The organism is Serratia sp. CY38905, assembly GCF_052168875.1.
In the GTDB taxonomy this organism is placed as follows: domain Bacteria; phylum Pseudomonadota; class Gammaproteobacteria; order Enterobacterales; family Enterobacteriaceae; genus Serratia; species Serratia sarumanii.
In genome coordinates this window covers 106,908-128,693 of sequence record NZ_JBJNLV010000008.1, presented here as the reverse complement: position 1 = coordinate 128,693, position 21,786 = coordinate 106,908, and the positions used below count along the sequence as shown (strand labels likewise).

General features: G+C 60.0%; 19 protein-coding genes. 8 read left to right on the top strand and 11 right to left on the bottom strand.

Annotated elements, in window-relative coordinates; all coding sequences use genetic code 11:
• Positions 1–20: 20 nt before the first annotated feature.
• Positions 21–1,202 carry a P1 family peptidase gene (locus tag ACJ8MK_RS17450; RefSeq protein WP_442517929.1) on the bottom strand — a complete coding sequence of 394 codons (1,182 nt, stop codon included), beginning with the start codon at positions 1,200–1,202 and terminating at the stop codon, positions 21–23.
• The gene (locus tag ACJ8MK_RS17445; RefSeq protein WP_103830313.1) at positions 1,195–1,710 is read right to left on the bottom strand and encodes a GNAT family N-acetyltransferase; all 516 of its coding nucleotides are present in this window, start codon (positions 1,708–1,710) and stop codon (positions 1,195–1,197) included. The genes ACJ8MK_RS17450 and ACJ8MK_RS17445 overlap by 8 nt, the downstream gene beginning before the upstream one ends.
• Before the next feature lie 389 nt (positions 1,711–2,099).
• Between ACJ8MK_RS17445 and ACJ8MK_RS17440 the strand changes: the two genes are divergently transcribed.
• The gene (locus ACJ8MK_RS17440; protein WP_033636340.1) at positions 2,100–2,795 is read left to right on the top strand and encodes a pirin family protein; all 696 of its coding nucleotides are present in this window, start codon (positions 2,100–2,102) and stop codon (positions 2,793–2,795) included.
• A gap of 690 nt (positions 2,796–3,485) precedes the next feature.
• A complete protein-coding gene (locus tag ACJ8MK_RS17435) occupies positions 3,486–4,373 on the top strand; it encodes a hypothetical protein (protein WP_041037055.1) in 888 nt (295 codons plus the stop codon).
• A 75-nt stretch (positions 4,374–4,448) separates the two neighbouring features.
• On the opposite strand, the gene ACJ8MK_RS17430 is transcribed toward ACJ8MK_RS17435, so the two are convergent.
• The 8 genes from ACJ8MK_RS17430 to yhfZ form a co-directional block, all read right to left on the bottom strand.
• Positions 4,449–5,303 carry an acid phosphatase gene (locus tag ACJ8MK_RS17430; RefSeq protein WP_442517928.1) on the bottom strand — a complete coding sequence of 285 codons (855 nt, stop codon included), beginning with the start codon at positions 5,301–5,303 and terminating at the stop codon, positions 4,449–4,451.
• Between the two features lie 54 nt (positions 5,304–5,357).
• Positions 5,358–6,668 carry a YhfT family protein gene (locus ACJ8MK_RS17425; protein ID WP_047570181.1) on the bottom strand — a complete coding sequence of 437 codons (1,311 nt, stop codon included), beginning with the start codon at positions 6,666–6,668 and terminating at the stop codon, positions 5,358–5,360.
• 10 nt (positions 6,669–6,678) lie between these two features.
• Positions 6,679–7,032, bottom strand: a complete 354-nt coding sequence (locus ACJ8MK_RS17420; RefSeq protein ID WP_033654455.1) for a DUF2620 domain-containing protein — start codon at positions 7,030–7,032, stop codon at positions 6,679–6,681.
• Positions 7,033–7,045: 13 nt separating this feature from the next.
• The gene (locus ACJ8MK_RS17415) at positions 7,046–7,939 is read right to left on the bottom strand and encodes a phosphotriesterase-related protein (protein WP_047570184.1); all 894 of its coding nucleotides are present in this window, start codon (positions 7,937–7,939) and stop codon (positions 7,046–7,048) included.
• A complete protein-coding gene (locus ACJ8MK_RS17410) occupies positions 7,932–9,161 on the bottom strand; it encodes a phosphopentomutase (protein WP_197772251.1) in 1,230 nt (409 codons plus the stop codon). The genes ACJ8MK_RS17415 and ACJ8MK_RS17410 overlap by 8 nt, the downstream gene beginning before the upstream one ends.
• 48 nt (positions 9,162–9,209) lie before the next feature.
• Complete coding sequence (locus ACJ8MK_RS17405) at positions 9,210–10,373, bottom strand: YhfX family PLP-dependent enzyme (protein WP_033654452.1); 1,164 nt, start codon at positions 10,371–10,373, stop codon at positions 9,210–9,212.
• Positions 10,374–10,465: 92 nt separating this feature from the next.
• A complete protein-coding gene (locus tag ACJ8MK_RS17400) occupies positions 10,466–10,822 on the bottom strand; it encodes a hypothetical protein (RefSeq protein ID WP_033654451.1) in 357 nt (118 codons plus the stop codon).
• A 10-nt stretch (positions 10,823–10,832) separates the two neighbouring features.
• The gene (yhfZ, locus tag ACJ8MK_RS17395) at positions 10,833–11,744 is read right to left on the bottom strand and encodes a GntR family transcriptional regulator YhfZ (RefSeq protein WP_049213044.1); all 912 of its coding nucleotides are present in this window, start codon (positions 11,742–11,744) and stop codon (positions 10,833–10,835) included.
• A gap of 224 nt (positions 11,745–11,968) precedes the next feature.
• On the opposite strand from yhfZ, the gene gntR reads away from it, so the two are divergent.
• The 3 genes from gntR to gntK all read left to right on the top strand — a co-directional run bounded on the left by gntR (position 11,969) and on the right by gntK (position 15,251).
• Entirely contained in the window at positions 11,969–12,964 is a 996-nt protein-coding gene (gntR, locus tag ACJ8MK_RS17390; protein WP_004930833.1) for a gluconate operon transcriptional repressor GntR, read from the top strand.
• Positions 12,965–13,305: 341 nt separating this feature from the next.
• Positions 13,306–14,622, top strand: a complete 1,317-nt coding sequence (gene gntT, locus ACJ8MK_RS17385; RefSeq protein WP_033636339.1) for a gluconate transporter — start codon at positions 13,306–13,308, stop codon at positions 14,620–14,622.
• Positions 14,623–14,723: 101 nt separating this feature from the next.
• Positions 14,724–15,251: a gluconokinase gene (gene gntK / locus ACJ8MK_RS17380; protein WP_033636338.1), complete on the top strand. Its 528-nt coding sequence runs from the start codon at positions 14,724–14,726 to the stop codon at positions 15,249–15,251.
• 30 nt (positions 15,252–15,281) lie between these two features.
• Here gntK and ACJ8MK_RS17375 read toward each other — a convergent pair whose 3' ends face one another.
• A complete protein-coding gene (locus ACJ8MK_RS17375) occupies positions 15,282–15,875 on the bottom strand; it encodes a YhgN family NAAT transporter (RefSeq protein ID WP_033654449.1) in 594 nt (197 codons plus the stop codon).
• A 193-nt stretch (positions 15,876–16,068) separates the two neighbouring features.
• On the opposite strand from ACJ8MK_RS17375, the gene asd reads away from it, so the two are divergent.
• The 3 genes from asd to glgX all read left to right on the top strand — a co-directional run bounded on the left by asd (position 16,069) and on the right by glgX (position 21,780).
• Positions 16,069–17,172 (top strand): aspartate-semialdehyde dehydrogenase, encoded by a 1,104-nt coding sequence (gene asd, locus ACJ8MK_RS17370; RefSeq protein ID WP_033636337.1) that lies wholly within the window; start codon positions 16,069–16,071, stop codon positions 17,170–17,172.
• A 442-nt stretch (positions 17,173–17,614) separates the two neighbouring features.
• Positions 17,615–19,801, top strand: coding sequence for a 1,4-alpha-glucan branching protein GlgB (gene glgB / locus ACJ8MK_RS17365; protein ID WP_047570194.1), 2,187 nt, complete (start codon positions 17,615–17,617; stop codon positions 19,799–19,801).
• Entirely contained in the window at positions 19,798–21,780 is a 1,983-nt protein-coding gene (gene glgX / locus ACJ8MK_RS17360) for a glycogen debranching protein GlgX (RefSeq protein WP_442517927.1), read from the top strand. The genes glgB and glgX overlap by 4 nt, the downstream gene beginning before the upstream one ends.
• Positions 21,781–21,786 lie beyond the last annotated feature (6 nt).

The following is a 21,786-nucleotide window of genomic DNA, read 5'->3' as shown; positions in this document are numbered from 1 at the left end:
CCTTTTTTGGTGGCGGCGTGTTAGCCGCCGAGCGTTTGCCAGGTTGCGACCTGGCTGCCTGGCCAGGGCGTGGCGGCATGCACGCCACGGGCGATCGCCCGGGCCAGGGTGTCCGCCGCCAGCGCGCCGATTTGCAGCACCGCCAGTTCGCGGCTGCCCTGAACCTCGCGCTGCCCGGTGGACAGGGCGAACACCACGTCGCCGTCAAACGGGCTGTGCAGCGGGCGAATAGCGCGCGCCATGCCGTCTTGCGCCATGATGGCCACCCGTTTCAACTCCACTCGCGTCAGCGCCAGATCGGTGGCGATACAGGCCAGGGTGGTATTCTTTCTGCCGCCCTGCGGCTCTTGTTCCATCCAATCTTCGCCCTGGGCGCGCAGTTGCGCCAGCGCCGCCGTGCCGCCGTTGCCGAATTCACCGTCAATTTCATAGGGCGTCGCCCAGAAGGCGCGGGTGCCGGGCGCTACCACTGCACCCAAACTGTTGACCGCCACCAGCGCGCCGACGGTAGCGCCATTGGCGGCAATGATAGATGCCGAGCCGAGGCCGCCTTTCAGCTTGCCCATGCCGGTCATGGCGCCATAGCCGGCGCCGACGGTGCCGAGCGGAAAATCCAGCCCGGCCTTGCCGACCGCATCGATGCCCAACTGGCGATACGGCGGCGTGAGCTGCCAGTTTTTGTCGCCGCCGTTGGCCAGATCGTACAGGCAGGCGGTGGGAACGATCGGGGAGACCGGCACGCCGGGCGTCGGGCGCAGCGCGTAGCCTTTACCCTGTTGCCCCAGCCAGGCAGCGACGCCGTCCGCTGCCGCCAGACCGTAAACCGAGCCGCCGCTGAACGTCAGCGCATCGACGGTCTGCACCAAATTGTCTTCGCCCAGCGCGTCGGTTTCCCGGGTGGCGGGGCCGCCGCCGCGCACGTCCACGGCGGCGATCGCCGGGCTGTCCGGCAGGATAACCGTCGCGCCGGTGCGCACCCGGCTGTCCTGCGCCACGCCGACCTTCAGGCCCGGCACATCGGTAATCAGGTTGCGGGCGCCTGGGCGCCCGGCGGCGGAAGTTGGCATAGCGGCACCTAATGGGGTGAGAGGAGAGAATATGCCGACGGCGGCGGTCAGGCCGGCCAGCGCTTGTAAAAAGGTTCGGCGGTTGATGTTCAGGGGCCGGCGCAGCGGCCCCTGCGGGTGGGGACGATTACGCATCGCCGTGCGGCTGCCCGGAACGCAAACGCGCCATATGGTAGGCATCGACCAGTACGCCGTCGCGCATGGCATAGGCGCGGCTGGTGCCCTCTATCTCGAAACCGAATTTGCGGTACAGCGCGATGGCCGCCGGGTTGTCGGTGAACACCGTCAGCTCGATGCGTTCGATGGCCGCCCAGTTGTCGCACAGGTCGATCATCGCCTGCATCAGGCGGCTGCCGACGCCTTTACCGTGGTAGTGCGGATCGACGCCGATGCCGAAGGTAGCCACGTGGCGGCGGCGCACGCGCTGATTCAGCATCACAACCAACTGGCCGGCAAGCTGCCCGTCGATAACGGCCGCCAGGTTATACGTGCCCGGTTCGGGATTGGCGAGGCGCTTCTGCCAGGACTCGACGGACGGTAGCGGTAGCTGCAGCGTATCGCGGTAGACGGGCGCCAGAGAATAAAGATGATGCAGGGCCTGCGCATCCGTTGTTTCCACGTGGCGTATCACGATCTCGCTCATCTCGCTGCTCCTGTTGCTTACCGGTTGAATAACCTCTGAATTTATCCGTTTACTGCCTTGAGTCAATATTATTTCAACGGGTCAAAAAAAACGCTTTACAGGTGCGAATGATAATGATTATTATTGCGATGCGTTCCGGGGAGGGCATCAACCCTTGATACTCTCGCTGCGAAGGCACGACATTGCTCACATTGCTTCCAGTGTTTACTTAGCCAGCTCGGGTGCTGGCTTTTTTTTTGCCCTTTTTCAACCGCTTCCGCCTTCAACAAATCCGTTGCCCATCCGCCGTTTCATTCCATCGAAATTTTTGAACAGAGGCATGAGTTTTTTACGCTTTCTTATTCTGCCCGCAGGACTAGACTGTAAAAAAACATTGAGGAGAGTTGAATATGATTTATGTACGTAAAGCGGAAGACCGCGGCCACGCCAATCATGGCTGGCTGGATAGCTGGCACACCTTCTCATTTGCCGACTACTACGATCCGAACTTTATGGGGTTCTCGGCGCTGCGTGTGATCAACGAAGATGTGATCGACGCCGGGCAGGGTTTCGGCACCCACCCGCATAAGGACATGGAAATCCTGACCTATGTGCTGAGCGGCACGGTGGAGCATCAGGACAGCATGGGCAACAAGGAGCAGATCCAGGCCGGCGAATTCCAGATCATGAGCGCGGGCACCGGGGTACGTCACTCCGAGTACAACGCCAATCAGGATCGTCCGCTGCACCTGTACCAGATTTGGATCATTCCGGATCAGGTCGGGCTGGAGCCGCGCTACGAGCAGCGCATGTTCGACGCGCCGCAGGGCCGTCAGCTGGTGCTGTCGCCGGATGCGCGCGACGGTTCGCTGAAGGTGTTCCAGGATATGACGTTGTCGCGTTGGGCGCTGAATAAAGGCGAGCAGGGTGAGTATCCGATCGCCGCCGGCCGTCGCATTTGGATCCAGGTGGTGCGCGGCAAGGTCTCGGTCAACGGCCAGGCCGCCGGCATCAGCGACGCGTTTGCGGTGTGGGATGAATCGGGTCTGACGATTCAGGCCGACGAAGAGAGCGAAATCCTGCTGTTCGATCTGCCGCCGGTGTGATTAGGCGGTAAATATCAAGTTGTTGCCTTCCGCTGATGCGGCTGGCGGCGCAATATGACCAACCTGGTGCTTCAGGCTTAGCCTGGAGTGCGGGTTGGTTTTCTTGTTATGGCCCGGTTATTTCCTCGGTTTTCTGGCGTTTCCTTCGCGCCAGGCTGCAAAAAGTGTTTGCCTTCTTTTGAGTAAAAAAGTTAATTCTGGAGCCGCTGTGTGATTTTTATACGCCTGACATAAGAGCGGCAACGATTAAATTAAGCTGGCTTTACATTATTGATAATAATATTTACAGCCTGTCTGTTTATCGAGCGATTTAATAAAGGATTTAGAATTATTATATAAATAAATTATTTCCTGATAACGTATTAATTGCAAAGGCAATGCCACTGTTTGTGTTTGCATGATGTTAATTTCAGGTGGGGTATCTGTGAACTGAAGGTCAAATAATATTGACGGGCTGAAATACGTAAATAAAACGGTCCGGAAATGAGTGCCAGAGCGGTGGCTGATTTTTGACTTGGACGATAGCCGCTCAGTGGGTTGCGTGCTAAATATATTTTTAATTTCTTTCGTCAGTTTATTTTTTGGTTTTCCAATCGCGCCACAGAGGGGCGTCCGAGCTCACGCGCACGGGCTTTCGACACGCTGAATGCCATTGCAGAAAACAATCTCATACCTGGAGATAGAGGAAAAATGATGAAAATTAAAAATGAACGTAACGGCACTTATGATGATTTCTTAAATGCGATACTCACTTTCGAAAGCACGATCGATCCGCAAAAAGCGCAATATTATGCGGAAAATTATGATAATCCAACCGCGACATCTTATCAGGATGTGGAGTATCCCGGCCGGGTTATTCGGGCCCAGGATGGTACGACAACCAAAAGCAATGTCTCGATAAGAGAATATTTCGAGCGTTTGGGTATCGGCAAATACTATACTCAAGGTTCAACGGATCCTCAGATGTTCAAGCAAATGCAGTATGCGACGATGAACTATCTCGGTTTTATCGGTTACCAGCTCAGCGAACAAGACTTCTGGGATCTGGGATATTACACGCATTATGATGAAAACCATCTCCCTAAATATTATTCCGACGTGCCGGTGTCAAATTGGGCCAACGGCGTGCGGGATAAGGTCATGAATCTGCCTGGCAAAGGCGAAGTGCATGTCACGGATGTGAATACCTGGCAAGGGACCTTTACCGGCAAACACGGCATTAATAGTTTTGACGATGTTCTCGATCCGGATAAACAGGACTATGTCGCCAAAGATCATTTTGTCGATAAGTACGAGGGCATGGTGCGTTTGCTGGCGGAGAGAGGCAAAACCCTGAATGATTATTTGGGCACCACTATTCGTTGGTCTGAATGCCATCCCGTGTTGACGCCGCCGCCGGGCGTACCGGATGCGGTGGAAATCACGCTGTCGGGTTTACTCGGCGGCGCCCATCTGCGCGGCGCGGAGGGCATTACCGCCCTGCTGGTCGATCGTGAAAATCGGGCGGATGAAAACGGCACGGCGATTTTGCAGTATGTCTATCAGTTCGCAGGCTATGACACACCGTTTAACCCCTAATGCTCTTCCATAGTCGCCGCGGAATGGCATGATTCCCCCGCGCGCAAGCGCGGGGGAATCGACGCGGGCTAAGGGTCAGCGTTCTTCCGTTTGCTGCTGCAACAGCCGATCTATCTCTCGTTTTGCTTCCCGAAATTGCTGCTGATATTCCGCGCTGGCTTGCAATCGAGCAAAGGCACCGGCCGCCAACACGCGGCCGGCTTCGACATCGCTGGCCCAGTGTACGCCGCAAATCAGCCGGCTGCGGCCAAACTCATAACCCTTGCGCATGAGCTCCGTCGCACGTTGCGGCACCATGGCCGTCAGCGTCATCGCCCATACGAAACCGGTTACGGCATGCCCGGAGGGATAGGAACCGCCATCGTTGCTGAGCGCACTGTGCTCTTGCGGGGTACAGCTCTCCACCCGCAGCGCGGAGTAGGGGCGAATGCGGGCGTGGGCCTTTTTCGCGCCGTTGGAAGCATAGCCGGCGTCCGTGAGCAGGCGGCTCAGCAAAAGGTGGGTATGCGGCGTGCGCTGGCGCGATATCTCCGTACCCAACGCTGCGGAGAAAGCCCGACCGATGGTATTGAAGGACAGATTGGCATCCTCCACCGCCAACCTGCCCCGGGGCGTATCGCGCAGTTTGCGAAGCTGGTAAAAGGTTTCCACGTCGGCTTTCCAGGCCGCGCTGCCTTCAATCGGCGGGGCCGGCAGGATTGCCGCGCCGTCCGGATAGTCTGCAGGCGTAAGATAACCGTTGATCCAGCCTTCTATGTAGGGAGAAAAGCCTACATTCGGATAGCCGATATCCGAATAGTCTACCCGCCACCGCTCGCGGGTATCGCTGTTGGGCGCGATGGACTCGGCATGCGCCGGCGCGTTTTGCAGACAAATCAGGGCGAGCCCTGTAACGGCGCTTCGTTTTATGTTCAGAGTGAATATAGCCATCGTTATATATTCCCTTCCTGGCATGACGCTGTTTCAGTAATGGCGACGGTTTGATCACTGCGGCACAAACAGGCCGATCCAGCCGAAAATATTGAGCAGAATGCCGGTGATAATGACCGCCACCACCGGCGCGGCGATTTTCAGCACCGGGCGGCCGAGCGCTTCGTTAAGGAAATAGAGCGCCGCCGCCATGCTGAAGCCTGTGTACCCGGCCATTTTGATGGCCGCGAAAGTGGAGCCGATCAACAAGGCGAATTCCATCAGCATATTCATCGCGTTGCGGATATTGTCGGATGCATTGCGCACCGAAGGATATCGGCCCAGCCATTTGCCGATATAGCGCAGCAGCAGGATTTCCAGCGTGATGACGATGGCGCCCGCCGGTGCGGCAAGCCAGGGCGAGGGGGAAAGGTAACCGACGACAAAGACGAACGTGAAGCCCGCCACCGCATATACCCCGGTCGCCAGCGCGGTAGTGGCGATCAGCGGAATGAATCCAAGCCCGCGCATGAATTCGGCCAGCGCCGCCTGGTGCAGAAGGGCGTCTGATTCTTCGGGCGAGATGCCGGGCGCGTAGGCTTTCGCCAGCGTATAAATCGAGACTTCGGAGCCTCCGAAGATCTTCATGCTGGCGACGGCAGAAATCAGCGCGCCGGTTACGGCAATAAGCGGCAGGTTGTTGATAATGCGCTGTGTGCGCTCCTCAAACATCGACGGGGCCGAAGCCTCTTCACCCGTTGGGGAAGTCCGCCGATCTCTCAGATCGCGGAAAATCGCGATGCCCAACAGCAAAACCATACCGACGAAGATTTCGATCGACTCCGGGAACAGATGCGGGAAATAACGCACGACGATCAGGCGCGACAGCAACACCAGCAGGGCCGCGACCACGCTCTGTTTCCAGCCGAACTGGTAGAAAATGGCGACCAGGGGAAAGAGCGCGAAGGCCGACACGACCGGGTTACTCAGTTCCCCCAGCGCGCCAATGATGTCTACCGGCAGCGAGGTCAGGAGTTGGTTGATGGGCTGCAGGCTGGTGAAGACCAGAATGCCCCAGATGGCGCCGAGAATGAATGCCAGCCACACGTTGACGGCCAGCACGCCGATGATGTCGGTAGGCAGAAACAGCAGCCAGCTGTTCAGCAAGCCGGTGGACAAGGTAAATGAAATGCCGACGGAGGCCACGAACCCTATGCTGAGGCCAAAAGCGATGCTGCCCGCTTCCCGACGGTTCATATGGCCTTCCACCAGTTGCGGAAGGATAGGGCGAATGCCGTCATGAAAGACTGCCGCCGAACGGTGAGATAACAGCGCCGTCATGCCCGTCAACAGGGACACCAGAATGACGGAAAGGATAGGGTCCATTTTCGCCTCCTTATGACAGTTGCCGAATCAACAGCGGGATCGCATGTTCGACGTGCTCGACCGAAAGGCCAAACGCGACTTTTCCTTCCGCCACCCACTTCGTTATTTGCTCTTCTTTCGCACGAATGCCCGGCTTGGCGATCGTGCAGCATTTGTTGAAGCCGATGATGGCTATCGCGATGGACAGCGCAGCGCCGGCGCCGGTATTGCAGGCGCCGATGAAATAGTCCAGTTCGCCGTTTTTGACTCGGGCGGCGGCGTCCATGTCGCTTAAGATGCTGACGTCAAAAATGCCTGGGGCGGCGCTCTCGATGGCCTGTTTGATCTGTTCCCGCTGTAAACCTGCAATTCCGATTTTTTTCATGGCTATCACCTTATTATTTGAAGAACCGATTTGGGTTGTGTTGCAGCATTGCGGTCACGGCTTGCTGACCGATCCCCGCCTCCAGCAACAGCGGAACGAAACTGTCCATGAGGTAGCTGAAGCCGGGGCCGCCGTTGCCGCGCAGATGCGAACGGCGCGTGATGTCCATCGACAGCATCACCCGATCGAGCAGGCCGCGTTGCGACAGCGCGGTCAGCATCGCCACGCGTTTTTCATCCGGGTAGTAGCTGTTTTTGCCAATGGTGTCGAACTGCACCCACGCGCCCCGATCGATCAGGTGCAAGACAGTTTCCAGATTGTCTTTCAGATCGCAGTGGCCAATCACGATGCGGTCGGCCGGCACGCCGTAAGATTGCAGCAGGGCGAGCTGCTCCGGCCCCATGGTGCTGAAGCTGGTATGCGTGGAGATTGGCCGCCCCGTGGCGTGGTGAGCGAGGGCGGCGGCGTGGAACATTTTTGATTCGTCGGGCGTGATTCGGCCCTCGCTGCTGCCGATTTCGGCAATCACGCCAGCGCACAGGCCGCTGCCGTCGATGCCGCATTCAATTTCGGCAATCATTTCGGCGGCCAGCGTTTGCGCGTCTCGGGTGGCGACGTGTTCGGGATAGAAATCCTGTTGGTAGTAGCCGGTGGAGAGCAGCACGTTGATACCGGTGTCGCGCATCAGGCGCGCGATGAAGTGGACATCACGCCCCATATAGCGGTTCGTTACCTCGACGATGTTGCGGACTCCCCGCGCCATCAACGCCTCCATTTCATCGCGCAGCAGAGCATAGCTGTCGAGGCGACAGTCATCGTTATGCTTAAATGGTGAAAGATCGATGTGCAGATGTTCATGCGCATAGGTGTAGCCGTCGGCGTTGAGCCATTCAATCTGATCAGCCATGAGAATTCCCCTGCAATAATGAGAAAAAAGAGGTGCCGTTCTGCGGTGCGGGAGCGCCGAAGGCGTCGCAAACGGAGGCGCCCACGTCGGACAGCGTGGCCCGATCTCCCAGCCGGACGCCAGTAACGCCCGGGCGCCAGACCAGCAGGGGCACGCACTCGCGCGTGTGCTGTGAATGCCCGATCGTCGGGTCGTTGCCATGATCGGCCATGACCACTAACGCGTCGTCCTTATCCAGCAGCGACATGAGATGCGCCAGATATCCGTCCACCAGTTGCAGGCGCTCCGCATAACGCGCCACATCCTGCGCATGCCCGGCCAGATCGGTTTCCTGAATGTTGGTGCAGATAAATCGCCGGCCCGGTCGTTGCGCTTCGCTCAGGGTCAGCGCCATGATTTGCGCGGAATCGACAATCCCGCCGAAGTTATCGCCGTCGGGATTGGCGACGATATCCGCCACTTTCCCTATCAGGGATGTCGGGATGCCTTGACGTTGCAGACAGGCGGGAACCTGTACGGCCTCATCGACGCCGTAACCCAAATGAACGACCCGGAAGCCTTGCCGGTAGACGCCCGAACGCGGGGCATCGATGCCGGCGTACATGTCTTGCCGGCTTTGCGCCGCTGCGGCGATGGCTTCGTTGCTGGTGCTTTCTCCGCCGAAGACAATGACGCGGCTCACGGGCGCGCATCGCCTAACGATGGCGCCGATTTTTCTGACCGTGTCGTAATCGATCAGGTTCAGATTGGCGGTCACGTTGTAGACCAGGCCGGGGTCGGTTTCAAGGTTATCGCCGATGGCCACGGCGTCGTTGACCCAAAGGTATGCCGTATTCGCCGTCACCGGGAGCCGCTGCACCCGGTAGCCCGCTTTCCGCAGGGCGCCAGCCGTTTTATCCATGATTTCGCCGAACGGCATTCTGAAGGGCTGTTTGGGCTGAGTTCCCATAATTTCCTGATGCCCCATGAACGAGTCGGCGCCTTCATGTTGCAGAGCCGCTTTGCCGACGTTTGCCTGCGGATTGGGCTCCATCACGTTGGCCCGGTATCCCAGCGCGTTGATCAGGCCCAATCTTTCCATTGCGGGCAGGCGCAGGTCGGGACATTGCTGCAAGATATGGCCGCAGGTATTGGCGCCTGCGTCGTTCGGCCTGACTTGCGGCACATCCTCCATGGCGCCGACGCCAAAGCTGTCGATCACCAGGACTACAAATTTGTTCATGCTGTGTTCCCCCCTGATATTGGCGGCTAAGACGCCGACGGCGTTTGGCTATTGCCGCGAGACGATGGGATTGCCCAGGCTGTCGTAGAGCCCGGCCAGCGTTGGCCGGCCTGCGCTGATGCCCTGGATAAGCGCTACGTCGCTGCGGGTGACGAAGATCTGCGTGCGGAAACACATGATTACCGGGCTGCCAACCGCGAAATTGCCCTCCAGCCCCAGGTAGTAATCGATATTGTCCGATTGGAACGGCAGTGTCCGCGTTTCGCTGGGGGTATCCCCGGCGAAAACCAGCGCGTTTCGTAGGCGGCCGCGGCGGTAATAGCCGCCGCCGAAGCACAGGCTGTTCGATCCTGCGTTATGAGACACTTCCGACAGATACAGCATGGCGATGCGTTCCGGTTGATCGCCGTATTCATTGGCCGGAATGGTGCCGGTAAACGCGTGGCCAGGTTCAATATGCGTCGCGCCACCGCGGGCAAGCGCAGGGATGGTGTTGCAGCTATTGGCCGACGGGGCGTTAACCTGCTCGATAGGAAAGCCCGCCGCGCGCAGCGTTTTCGCCGCGTTGACCAGCGTGGTAAAGTTCGGCGTGGTGAGGCTTTCGCCCGCCGTTGCCGACGCCAGGGCGCAAGGAAAATTCGTGACGCCGACGATCTCCACGCCGCCAAGCGCGGCGATGCGCGCCGCGACATCGACCAGCTCGTCAGGCAGGAAGCCGCCTTCCTGACCGGGGTAGACGATATCGCCGGTCTGGCATACTTTCAGCAGCAGGCGTTGCCGCATGCCGAGACGCCGGGCGCATTCGGCGATCCTGCGCGCTTTCTCAAATGAGAAAACCGTGATGACTTCCGGCCGGCATCGCAGCGCGCTTTCGATTTCCCCGTCCGGAATTTGCACTAAATGCCCCAGATGGCGAAGCGGCACGCCGTTATTGGCCAGGCATCGCGCCTCGCGGAAATCCACCGCTACCGCTCCGCTGAACCCCTGGTCGATAATTTGTTGGGTTAGCCAGGGATTGCGGCCGAACTGCTTGCTCATCACATACGGCGTCACACGATATTCTTCCGCCGTTTGCAGAATGCGGCGCGCATTCTGTTTCACCATATCCACATCGATCACCCAGGTGTCCGGCGTGAGTTTGTGCTGGCGCAGCAGCCCGATCGACGCGTCAATCAGCGGCTGATTTTGTTTGCGTAGCGCATCTAAAAACATAGGGTTGGCGACTCCTTAAGACAGCGGTTTCCGGAACATCAGATTGGCCGTCGTTTAAATATTCATTTTTTTGAACATTTGTTGCGAAAAAATCAATGCCGCTGTTGGGGAGACAAGCCGAACAGGTTGGCCAAGAGATAACCTTCTTCGTTGGGATGCAGCCGTACGCTGAACTTTGCCAGCAGCCCATCATTCAGCCGCCGCAGGCGGGGCAGTTCACCCGATGCGGCGATCTCCTGCAGAAAATCCTCGCCCAGCGGTGCGATGATTTCGCCGCGCCGTGAACGCATCAGCGCGTTCGCCATATGCGCGATGGCCATCCATCCCTGTTCCTCGGGCAGCGGGCGCCCCCAGCGCGTTTCCAGATCGTCAATGACTTGCAACATGCCGCGGAAGATATCTTCATCTATCACTCCGGCCTGGCAAAGCAGCTTCATCTTCTCTTCCACAATCTCTCCTTCAATAGCTGGGCTCAATCTCTTCTGACACCACGGCGCGCTGATGCTGGCGAACCCGATGCGTATCGACAAAAGTATCCAGCAGTTTCCCGGTGCTTCGGTCATCGCTGCGGATTAAAATGGTAGCTTCCGTTGCCAGCACGACGCGTTGATCCCCTTCCAGGGGCACGGCCTCCAGCCCGTAGCGAGCCAACACCTGGCGATTCTCGACGTTCCAGACGACGGCATCGATGGTGCCGTTTTCGAGCCGGCTCAGGCAGTCGTGGTAAGGAATTTCCACCCGTGCGACCGCCGCCGGGTCATAAATCATATCCGTCAGCAGCTTTTGGTCCATCGAACGGCAGTCCACGCCGACTCTGCGCACCGCGCCGTGATCCCCGCGGCGGCGAATGATTTGATGCGATACCCAAGAATGCTCTCCAAGCGTCGCCGCGATCTTCACCCCGTTTTCCGGCCGGCTTACATACTCTTCGGCGGCCAGACGCGAGACGACCGCCAGGTCATAAATGCCATTGCGCAAACATTCCACGCGAATATCCGCTCCCCGCATATGTGCAAAGTAGAACGGTACGTCGGAAAACTCGCGCTTCAATCCGCTGGCGAGCCCCTCGTACTCGCGGGTATAGGGTAACGGCATGGCGCAAACAACGCGGGAAATGTTGGCGTAATCCAGCAGCGACCTATAGTCCACATGGGTTAAGAAGCTGCCGTTGCGCCCGCTGCGTTGTACGGTTATGCAGCCTGCGTTTTCCAGTGTCTTGAGCGCCGCCTGCATCAAACCGATGGACAGGGCGTTGTCGCGGGCCAGTTCGCCAATCGTTTTTAATCGCTCCCCCGGTTGGCATCCCAGCAAGTACATCGCCAGACAGCTCAGCGATAACCCTTCTTTTTTTATAAATTGACTGCGGCTCATTTAAATATTCATTTAAGTGAAGATTTATGTCAGGGATACACCAAAAGCGTGGAGAGATCCAAAAATTACGGCGAATGTGTGATGAAGTGCACGTAGCGGTTATCGGTTTCCGCTTGGCGCGGAGAATCTGTGAGTTCTGTTGGCCGTCGCATAACCGACAATATCGGCCCGCCGTTTTTTTTGCTAAAATGACTGCCCATTCACGGTTAGTCAGTTCATTGATAATGAAGAAAAAACGGCCGGTACTCCAGGATGTGGCGGACAAGGTGGGCGTGACCAAGATGACGGTGAGCCGTTATCTGCGCAATCCCGACCAGGTTTCTGCCGCCCTGCAGCAAAAAATCGCCGTCGCGCTGGATGAGCTGGGCTACATCCCCAACCGCGCGCCGGACATCCTCTCCAACGCCACCAGCCGGGCGATTGGCGTGCTGTTGCCGTCGTTGACCAACCAGGTGTTCGCCGAAGTGCTGCGCGGCATCGAAAGCGTCACCGACGCGCACAACTACCAGACCATGCTGGCGCACTATGGCTACCTGCCGGAGCGTGAAGAAGAGCGTCTGACTTCGCTGCTTTCTTACAATATCGACGGCCTGATCCTGTCTGAGCGCCATCACACGCCACGCACCCTGAAAATGATCGAGGTGGCGGGCATTCCGGTGGTGGAGCTGATGGACTGCGTCTCGCCGTGCATCGATCTGGCGGTGGGCTTCAACAACTTCGAGGCGGCGCGCCAGATGACCCAGCAGATTATCGCGCACGGCCACCGTCACGTGGTCTATTTCGGCGCCCGACAGGATGAACGTACCATCATCAAACAGCAGGGGTATGAGCAGGCGATGCGCGAATCCGGCCTGGAGCCGTACAGCATCATGACCGCACGCTCTTCCTCCTATTCCGCCGGCGGCGAGCTGCTGCGCCAGGCGCAGCGCGACTACCCGCAGATCGACAGTATCTTCTGCACCAACGATGACCTGGCGATCGGCGCGGCCTTCGAGTGCCAGCGGCAGGGGTTGTCGATCCCGCAGGACATGGCGATCGCCGGTTTCCACGGCCATGATATCGGCCAGGTGATGGTGCCGAAGTTGGCCAGCGTGCTGACGCCGCGCGAACGCATGGGGCAGATCGGCGCCGAGCGCTTGCTGGCCCGGCTGCGCGGCGAAACGGTGTGCCCGCGCATGGTGGACGTCGGTTTCACCGTGATCCCCGGCGGCAGTATCTGAGCCATTTTAACGTTCTGTTTTAACACCCTTTCTTTTTGCAGCGCGCCCTGAGGCGCGCGGGTTATCCCGCCTGTAAGCCCGCCGCTCGTTGCCGGCATAAGTTTGATCTCTGTCCCAGAACGCGAATTTTAGCCGCTTACCCGGTTCCGGCGCTCATGTTGTTACCGGTATCATGATACCGGTAACAACGAGTGTGCGGTCATCTTGCTGCAAGACTGAACCTCTGACTCAACAACACCTACAGCTCTTCTTATAACACCGGGAAAGAGCCTAAAAATAAAACAACCGCACGCTTTACGCCTATCGTAAAGAGAGTCGCGATAAAAGGTTGGAGAAAAATTATGCCATTAGTGATTGTTGCAGGCGGCGTAGCGCTGCTGCTGCTGCTGATGATCCGCTTCAAGCTGAACGGCTTTATCTCTCTGGTGCTGGTTGCCCTGGCGGTCGGGATCGCACAGGGCATGCCGGTCGATAAAGTCATCGGCTCCATCAAGGCCGGCGTGGGCGGCACGTTGGGCAGCCTGGCGCTGATCATGGGCTTCGGCGCCATGCTCGGCAAGCTGCTGGCGGACTGTGGCGGCGCGCAGCGCATCGCCACCACGCTGATCGACAAGTTCGGCAGAAAACACATTCAATGGGCGGTGGTGCTGACCGGCTTCACCGTCGGCTTCGCGCTGTTCTACGAAGTGGGCTTCGTGCTGCTGCTGCCGCTGGTGTTCACCATCGCCGCCTCCGCGCGCATCCCGCTGCTGTACGTCGGCGTGCCGATGGCCGCCGCGCTGTCGGTGACCCACGGCTTCCTGCCGCCGCACCCGGGCCCGACCGCCATCGCCACCATCTTCCATGCCGATATGGGTAAAACCCTGCTGTACGGCACGCTGCTGGCGATCCCGACGGTGATCCTGGCCGGCCCGGTTTATGCCCGCTTCCTGAAAGGCATCGACAAGCCGGTGCCGGAAGGCCTGTACAACCCGAAAACCTTTACCGAAGCGGAGATGCCGAGCTTTGGCGTCAGCGTCGCCACGTCGCTGGTGCCGGTGATCCTGATGGCACTGCGCGCGGTCGCTGAAATGGTGTTGCCGAAGGGCCACAGCCTGCTGCGTTTCGCCGAGTTCTTCGGCGACCCGGTGATGGCGACCCTGATCGCCGTGCTGATCGCTATCTTCACCTTCGGCCTGAACCGCGGCCGCACCATGGATGAAGTGATGGGCACCATCACCGATTCGATTAAAATCATCGCCATGATGCTGTTGATCATCGGCGGCGGCGGCGCCTTCAAGCAGGTGCTGGTGGACAGCGGCGTCGAGCAGTACATCGCCGGCCTGATGGAAGGCAGCAACGTTTCGCCGATTCTGATGGCCTGGTCAATCGCCGCCGCGCTGCGTCTGGCGCTGGGTTCCGCCACCGTAGCGGCGATCACCGCCGGCGGCATCGTCGCCCCGCTGATCGCCACCACCGGCGTCAGCCCTGAGCTGATGGTGATTGCGGTCGGTTCCGGCAGCGTTATCTTCTCGCACGTTAACGATCCGGGCTTCTGGCTGTTCAAGGAGTACTTCAACCTGAGCATCATGGAAACCATCAAATCCTGGTCGGTGCTGGAAACCATCATCTCGGTGTGCGGCCTGGTGGGCTGCCTGCTGCTGGCGACGGTCGTATAATCTTTATCCGGCGCCCTGCGGGGCGTCGGCGTTCCAGAGTATCTTTATCAGTCGGGACGCATTTGGCGCGCTCGCGCCAGTTCCCATAAGGGCATGACACAATGAGTAATCCGCAGAATCACGTATTTATCCTGATGGGCGTATCCGGCAGCGGCAAATCCGCCGTGGCCAGCGCCGTCGCCCACGAGGCCGATGCCGCCATGCTGGACGGCGATTACCTGCACCCGCGCGCCAACATCAACAAAATGGCCGCCGGGCACGCGCTGGACGACAACGATCGCGCCCCGTGGCTGGCGGCCTTGAACGACGCCATCTTCGCCATGCAACGCACCAATCCGGTGTCGCTGCTGGTGTGTTCGGCGCTGAAAAAAAGCTATCGCGACCGCCTGCGCGAAGGCAATCGCAACCTGCATTTCCTCTACTTGAAAGGGGACAAGACGGTGATTGAGGAGCGCCTGAAACAGCGCAAGGGCCACTTCTTCAAACCGCAGATGCTGGTTTCGCAGTTCGCCACGCTGGAAGAGCCGGGCGAGCAGGAGCCGGATGTGCAGGCGATCGACATCAACCAGCCGCTGGACGGCGTGGTCGCCGACACGCTCGCCTGCATCAACCGCATCACCGCCCGCTGAGCGCGGGCCGTCGTCGGCGCCGCCAGGCGCCTACAGCTTCATGTAAGCCCGTATGCCGTCCAGGAACATCTGGGTCGACAGCATCACCAGAATCAGCCCCATCAACCGTTCCAGCGCGCTGACGCCTTTGCTGCCCAGCAGGCGCAGGAACAGGTTCGACATCAGCAAAATGGCCGCAGAGAGGCCCCAGGCGATCAACAGCGCCGCCACCAGATGGGGCAGCTGATGCGGATACTGGTGCGACAGCAGCATCAGCGCCGCCAGAATCGACGGCCCGGCCACCAGCGGGATCGCCAGCGGCACCAGGAAGGGTTCTTCGCCGGCGGACAGCCCGGAGCTGTTCCCCTCCTGCGTGGGGAAAATCATCTTGATGGCGATCAGAAACAGGATGATGCCGCCGGAAATGGAGACGGTTTCGGTGCGCAGGTTGAGGAACGCCAGAATTTTCTCGCCGGCGAACAGGAAGATCAGCATCAGCAGCAGGGCGATCAGCAGCTCGCGGATCAGCACTACCCGGCGGCGGCGCGGTTCCAGATGCTTGAGCACCGACATGAAAATCGGCAGGTTGCCCAGCGGATCCATAATTAAAAACAGCAATACCGTAGCGGAAATCATCTCTGTCATGGTGACCTCGTGATCGGGAAAACGCCTCGGCCTTTCCGGCCGCGTCCTTGCCTATAAGAAGGATTGCTGAGAAATCCCCAGCCATCGAATAAATTCACTTTGCGCCCGCGCCGACATTTTGTAAGGTGAGGAGATATTGCACACAACTCGTTATCACCTACATAAGCCCTTATCCGGGCGGGACACAGATATTATGAAAAACGTTGGTTTCATCGGTTGGCGCGGAATGGTCGGCTCGGTTCTCATGCAACGCATGACGGAAGAGCGCGATTTCGACGCCATTCGCCCGGTCTTTTTCTCCACCTCGCAGCACGGTTCCGCCGCGCCGGCCTTCGGCGGCCAGCAGGGCACGCTGCAGGATGCGTATGATATCGACGCGCTGAGCGCGCTCGATATCATTATTACCTGTCAGGGCGGCGATTATACCAACGAAGTGTATCCTAAGCTGCGCGCCAGCGGTTGGCAGGGGTACTGGATTGACGCGGCCTCTTCGCTGCGCATGCAGGACGACGCCATCATCATCCTGGATCCGGTCAACCACGCGGTGATTCAGCAGGGCCTGGACAACGGCATCAAAACCTTCGTCGGCGGCAACTGCACCGTCAGCCTGATGCTGATGTCGCTCGGCGGCCTGTTCGCCAACGATCTGGTGGAGTGGGCGTCGGTCGCCACTTATCAGGCGGCCTCCGGCGGCGGCGCGCGCCACATGCGCGAACTGCTGACCCAGATGGGCATGCTGCATGCCGACGTGGCGAAAGAGCTGCAGGATCCGGCTTCCGCCATTCTGGATATCGAGCGTAAGGTGACCGAGGCCACCCGCAGCGGCAAACTGCCGACCGATAACTTCGGCGTGCCGCTGGCCGGCAGCCTGATCCCGTGGATCGACAAGCAGCTCGACAACGGCCAGAGCCGCGAAGAGTGGAAAGGCCAGGCGGAAACCAACAAGATTCTGAACACCGGCAGCGTGATCCCGGTCGATGGCCTGTGCGTGCGCGTCGGCGCGCTGCGCTGCCACAGCCAGGCGTTCACCCTGAAGCTGAAAAAAGACGTGTCGCTGCCGGAAATCGAGCAGATGCTGGCGACGCACAACGACTGGGTGCGCGTGATCCCGAACGACCGTGAGCTGACCATGCGCGAACTGACGCCGGCGGCGGTGACCGGCACGCTGAATACGCCGGTCGGCCGTCTGCGCAAGCTGAATATGGGGCCGGAGTACCTGTCGGCGTTCACCGTGGGCGACCAGCTGCTGTGGGGCGCGGCCGAGCCGCTGCGCCGCATGCTGCGTATTCTGCTGTAAACCCGCATTTCCTGGGGGCTGGCTACTTTCAGCCCCCTAAAGCCTTATTTTCCGCTTTTTTGTTCGCCGCGTCCGCGTCGGGCAACGTCATCGCAAGCCCTGCTTCAATGAGCTGTACCCCGCATATCTCCTCGTCGGCCGCCGCATGCCGGCGCCGCCAGGCTGGCAGTTTTCTTAATGAAGAATTTTCCTGAGCAATGCTGAGCAGTTTTTAACAGACATTGGCTATGCTTAACGCATGGGCGAACAATTTTTCACCATGACTGAAATATTTCTAAAAATAAGCATAAAGAGCGAAATTCAGGTCGGCAGAGTAAAGATTGGTCAATAACCGACCGCAATCACGCTTTGGATACCGAATGCATTGCATGATGACCAAAACGGCCAAGGAATAACCAACAAGCCGTGCTTAGATCATGCTGTTAATCTAAGGAAGAAGACTATGCCTGTACTTCCCGATCGTGACGTGATTGATCAGATCATCTCCGGCCATTACGCCGACCCCTTTGCTCTGCTTGGCATGCATGCGACCGATAACGGTCTGCAGGTGCGCGCGCTGCTGCCGGACGCTGGCGCAGTCTGGCTGGTGGAACAGCAAACCGGCCGGCGGCTGGTGCAGTTGAACTGCGACGATCCGCGCGGCTTCTTCAGTGCCGTGGTGCCGCGGCGCAAAAATCCTTTCCGCTATCAGCTGCAGGTCAGCTGGCGCGATCACCAACAGACCGTCGACGATCCCTACCGGTTCGGCCCGCTGCTGCAGGACATCGACAGCTGGCTATTGGCCGAGGGCACGCACCTGCGCCCCTATGAACGCCTGGGGGCTCACCTCGCCACGCTGGATGACGTCGACGGCGTCAGCTTTGCCGTTTGGGCGCCCAACGCCCAGCGCGTCTCGGTGGTGGGGGAGTTCAACTTCTGGGACGGCCGCCGCCATCCGATGCGTCTGCGGCGTGAAAACGGCATCTGGGAGCTGTTCCTGCCCGGCGTGCGGGCCGGCCAGCTGTACAAATATGAAATCGTCGATTGCTACGGCAATACCCAGTTGAAAGCCGATCCTTACGCCTTCGAGGCGCAGATGCGCCCGGACACCGCCTCGCTGGTGGCGCCGCTGCCGGAGGTGGTGCCGTCGACGCAGGCGCGCCGCCGCGCCAACGATTTTGACCAGCCGATCGCCATCTACGAGGTGCATCTCGGCTCATGGCGCCGCCACACCGACAACCATTTCTGGCTCAGCTACGGCGAGCTGGCGGTGCAGCTTATCGACTATGTGAAGGACATGGGATTCACCCATATCGAGCTGCTGCCGATCAACGAGCACCCGTTCGACGGCAGCTGGGGCTACCAGCCGCTGGGGCTGTATGCGCCGACCCGGCGCTTCGGCACGCCGGCCGATTTCCGGGCGTTCGTGGCGGCGGCGCATGAGGCGGGCATCAACGTGATCCTCGACTGGGTGCCGGGGCACTTCCCGAGCGACGCCTACGGCCTGGCGAATTTTGACGGCACCGCGCTGTATGAATACGCCGATCCGCGCGAAGGCTACCACCAGGACTGGAATACGCTGATCTACAACTACGGCCGCCACGAGGTGCGCAACTACCTGGCGGGCAACGCGCTGTATTGGCTGGAGCGTTTCGGTATCGACGCGCTGCGGGTCGATGCGGTGGCGTCGATGATCTATCGCGATTACAGCCGCGCCGACGGCGAGTGGGTGCCGAATTACTACGGCGGCAACGAGAACCTGGAGGCGATCGCCTTCCTGCGTTATACCAACCAGACTATCGGCCAGGCGCAGCCGGGTGCGGTGACATTGGCGGAGGAGTCCACCGACTATCCCGGCGTCACCCTGCCGCCGGACGCCAACGGCCTGGGATTCCACTACAAGTGGAACCTCGGCTGGATGCACGACACGCTCAATTACATGAAGTGCGATCCGGTGCACCGCAAGTATCACCACAACCAGATGACCTTCGGCATGCTGTACGCCTACACCGAGAACTTCGTGTTGCCTATCTCGCACGATGAAGTGGTGCACGGCAAAAAATCGATCCTCGACCGCATGCCGGGCGACGCCTGGCAAAAGTTCGCCAACCTGCGCGCCTACTACGGGTTTATGTGGGCGCATCCGGGCAAAAAGCTGCTGTTTATGGGCTGCGAGTTCGCGCAGGGGCGCGAGTGGAATTTCGATACCAGCCTCGACTGGCATTTGCTGGAAGGGCTGGATAACTGGCACAACGGCGTGCAGCGGCTGGTGCGCGATCTGAACCACTGCTACCGGCAGCAGGCGCCGCTGTATGAGCGCGACTACCGCCCGGACGGCTTCGAGTGGCTGGTGGTCGACGATCACGACAACTCGGTGTTCGCGTTCGCGCGCTACGATTCGCAGGGCAATGAGCTGATCGCCATCAGCAACTTTACCCCGGTGCCGCGCTACCGCTACCGCATCGGCCTCTCACGCGCCGGCGACTATCGCGAGATCCTCAATACCGACTCGCACCACTATCACGGCAGCAACGCCGGCAATCAGGGGCGGGTCTCTTCCGAAGCGGTCGGCAGCCACGGCCGCGACTTTTCCATCTGCGTGACGCTGCCGCCGCTGGCGACCATTTATCTGCTGCGGGAGGCGCCATGACGGAGCTGACGGCCGGCCTCGCCGCGCCGCTGGGCGCCCATTACGACGGCGAAGGCATCAACTTTACCCTGTACTCGGCGCACGCCGAGCGGGTGGAGCTGTGCCTGTTCGACGGCCAGCAGCGCGAAGTGCGCCTGCCGCTGCCGGCGCGCAGCGGCGATATCTGGCATGGCTACTTGCCGGGCGGCAGACCGGGGCAACGTTACGGTTACCGGGTCTACGGCCCGTTCGACCCGGCGAACGGGCAGCGTTTCAACCCCAACAAGCTGGCGCTCGATCCGGCCGCGCGCGCGGTGGAGGGGCCGGTGGCGGATCACCCGCACCTGCACGGCGGTTACGAACAGCCTGATCCGCACGACAGCGCCGAGCTGATGCCGAAATGCGTGGTGGTGGACGAACAGTACGACTGGCAGGACGATCGCCCGCCCGCCACGCCCTGGGGGCAGACGGTGATTTACGAAGCGCACGTGCGCGGCCTGACGCTGCTGCACCCGAAGATCCCGCCGGCGCTGCGCGGCAGTTTCGCCGCGCTGGGGCACCCGGTGATGATCGCCCACTTCAAACGCCTCGGCATCACCGCGCTGGAACTGTTGCCGGTGCAGCAACATACCTCCGAACCGCGCCTGCAGCGGCTGGGGCTGATCAACTACTGGGGCTATAACGTGCTGGCGCCCTATGCGCCGGACAACCGCTACGCCAGCCTGAGCACCGACGGCACGCCGCTGAACGAATTTCGCGATGCGGTCAAGGCGCTGCACCAAGCCGGCATCGAGGTGATCCTCGACGTGGTGTACAACCACAGCGCCGAGCTGGACAGGGACGGGCCGATGCTGTCGCTGAGCGGCATCGACAACCAGAGCTACTACTGGCTGACGCCGGAGGGTGACTACGTCAACGACACCGGCTGCGGCAACACCCTGCGATTGGATCAGCCGCAGGGCGTGGCCTGGGTGATGGATTGCCTGCGTTTTTGGGTGCGGGAGTGCCACGTCGACGGTTTCCGCTTCGATCTGGGCAGCGTGCTCGGCCGCACGCCGGGGTTCGATCGCGATGCGCCGCTGTTCCAGGCGATGCTGGCGGACGATGTGCTGTCGCGCTGCAAGCTGATCGCCGAACCCTGGGACGTTGGCCCCGGCGGCTATCAGGTGGGGGCGTTCCCCGGCCGCTTCGCCGAATGGAACGACCATTATCGCGACGACATGCGCCGTTTCTGGCTGCAGAGCGGCGTGTCGCTCGGCCAGTTCGCCCGGCGTTTTGCCGCCTCCAGCGATCTGTACAACCAGCGCGGACGGGCGCCTTACGCCACCGTCAACATGCTGACCGCCCATGACGGTTTTACCCTGCAGGACGTGGTCAGCTTCAACGAGAAACACAACCAGCCGAACGGCGAAGGCAACCGTGACGGCAGCGATCGCAATTTCAGCAACAACCACGGCGTGGAAGGCCTGGTCGCCGACGACGCCATTGTGCAACGCCGCAGGGCCAGCCAGCGGGCGATGCTCGCCACGCTGTTGCTGTCCCAGGGAACGCCGATGCTGCTGGCCGGCGATGAACAGGGACACAGCCAGCAGGGGAACAACAACGCCTATTGTCAGGACAACGCCATCACCTGGCTCGATTGGGCCACGGCGGATGACGCGCTGACCGACTACGTCGCGGCGCTGATCGCGCTGCGCCGCCAGATCCCCGCGTTGCAACAGGATCGCTGGTGGCAGCAGGACGACGGCAGCGTGCAGTGGCTAAACGCGCAAGGGCAGCCGCTCGACGCGCAACAGTGGGAGCAGGGCGATCTGCTCATGCAGATCCTGCTGTCGCAGCGCTGGCTGCTGCTGGTCAACGCCACGCCGCAAACGGTGGAGATGAGGTTGCCGGAAGGCGATTGGCAGGTTGTCGCCCCGTTCACTCAGGAAGACTCACGGGCGGTGTTACCCGCCTGGCACCAGGCCGCGCGCTCGCTTTGCGTTCTGGTACGGAAATAATAAAAG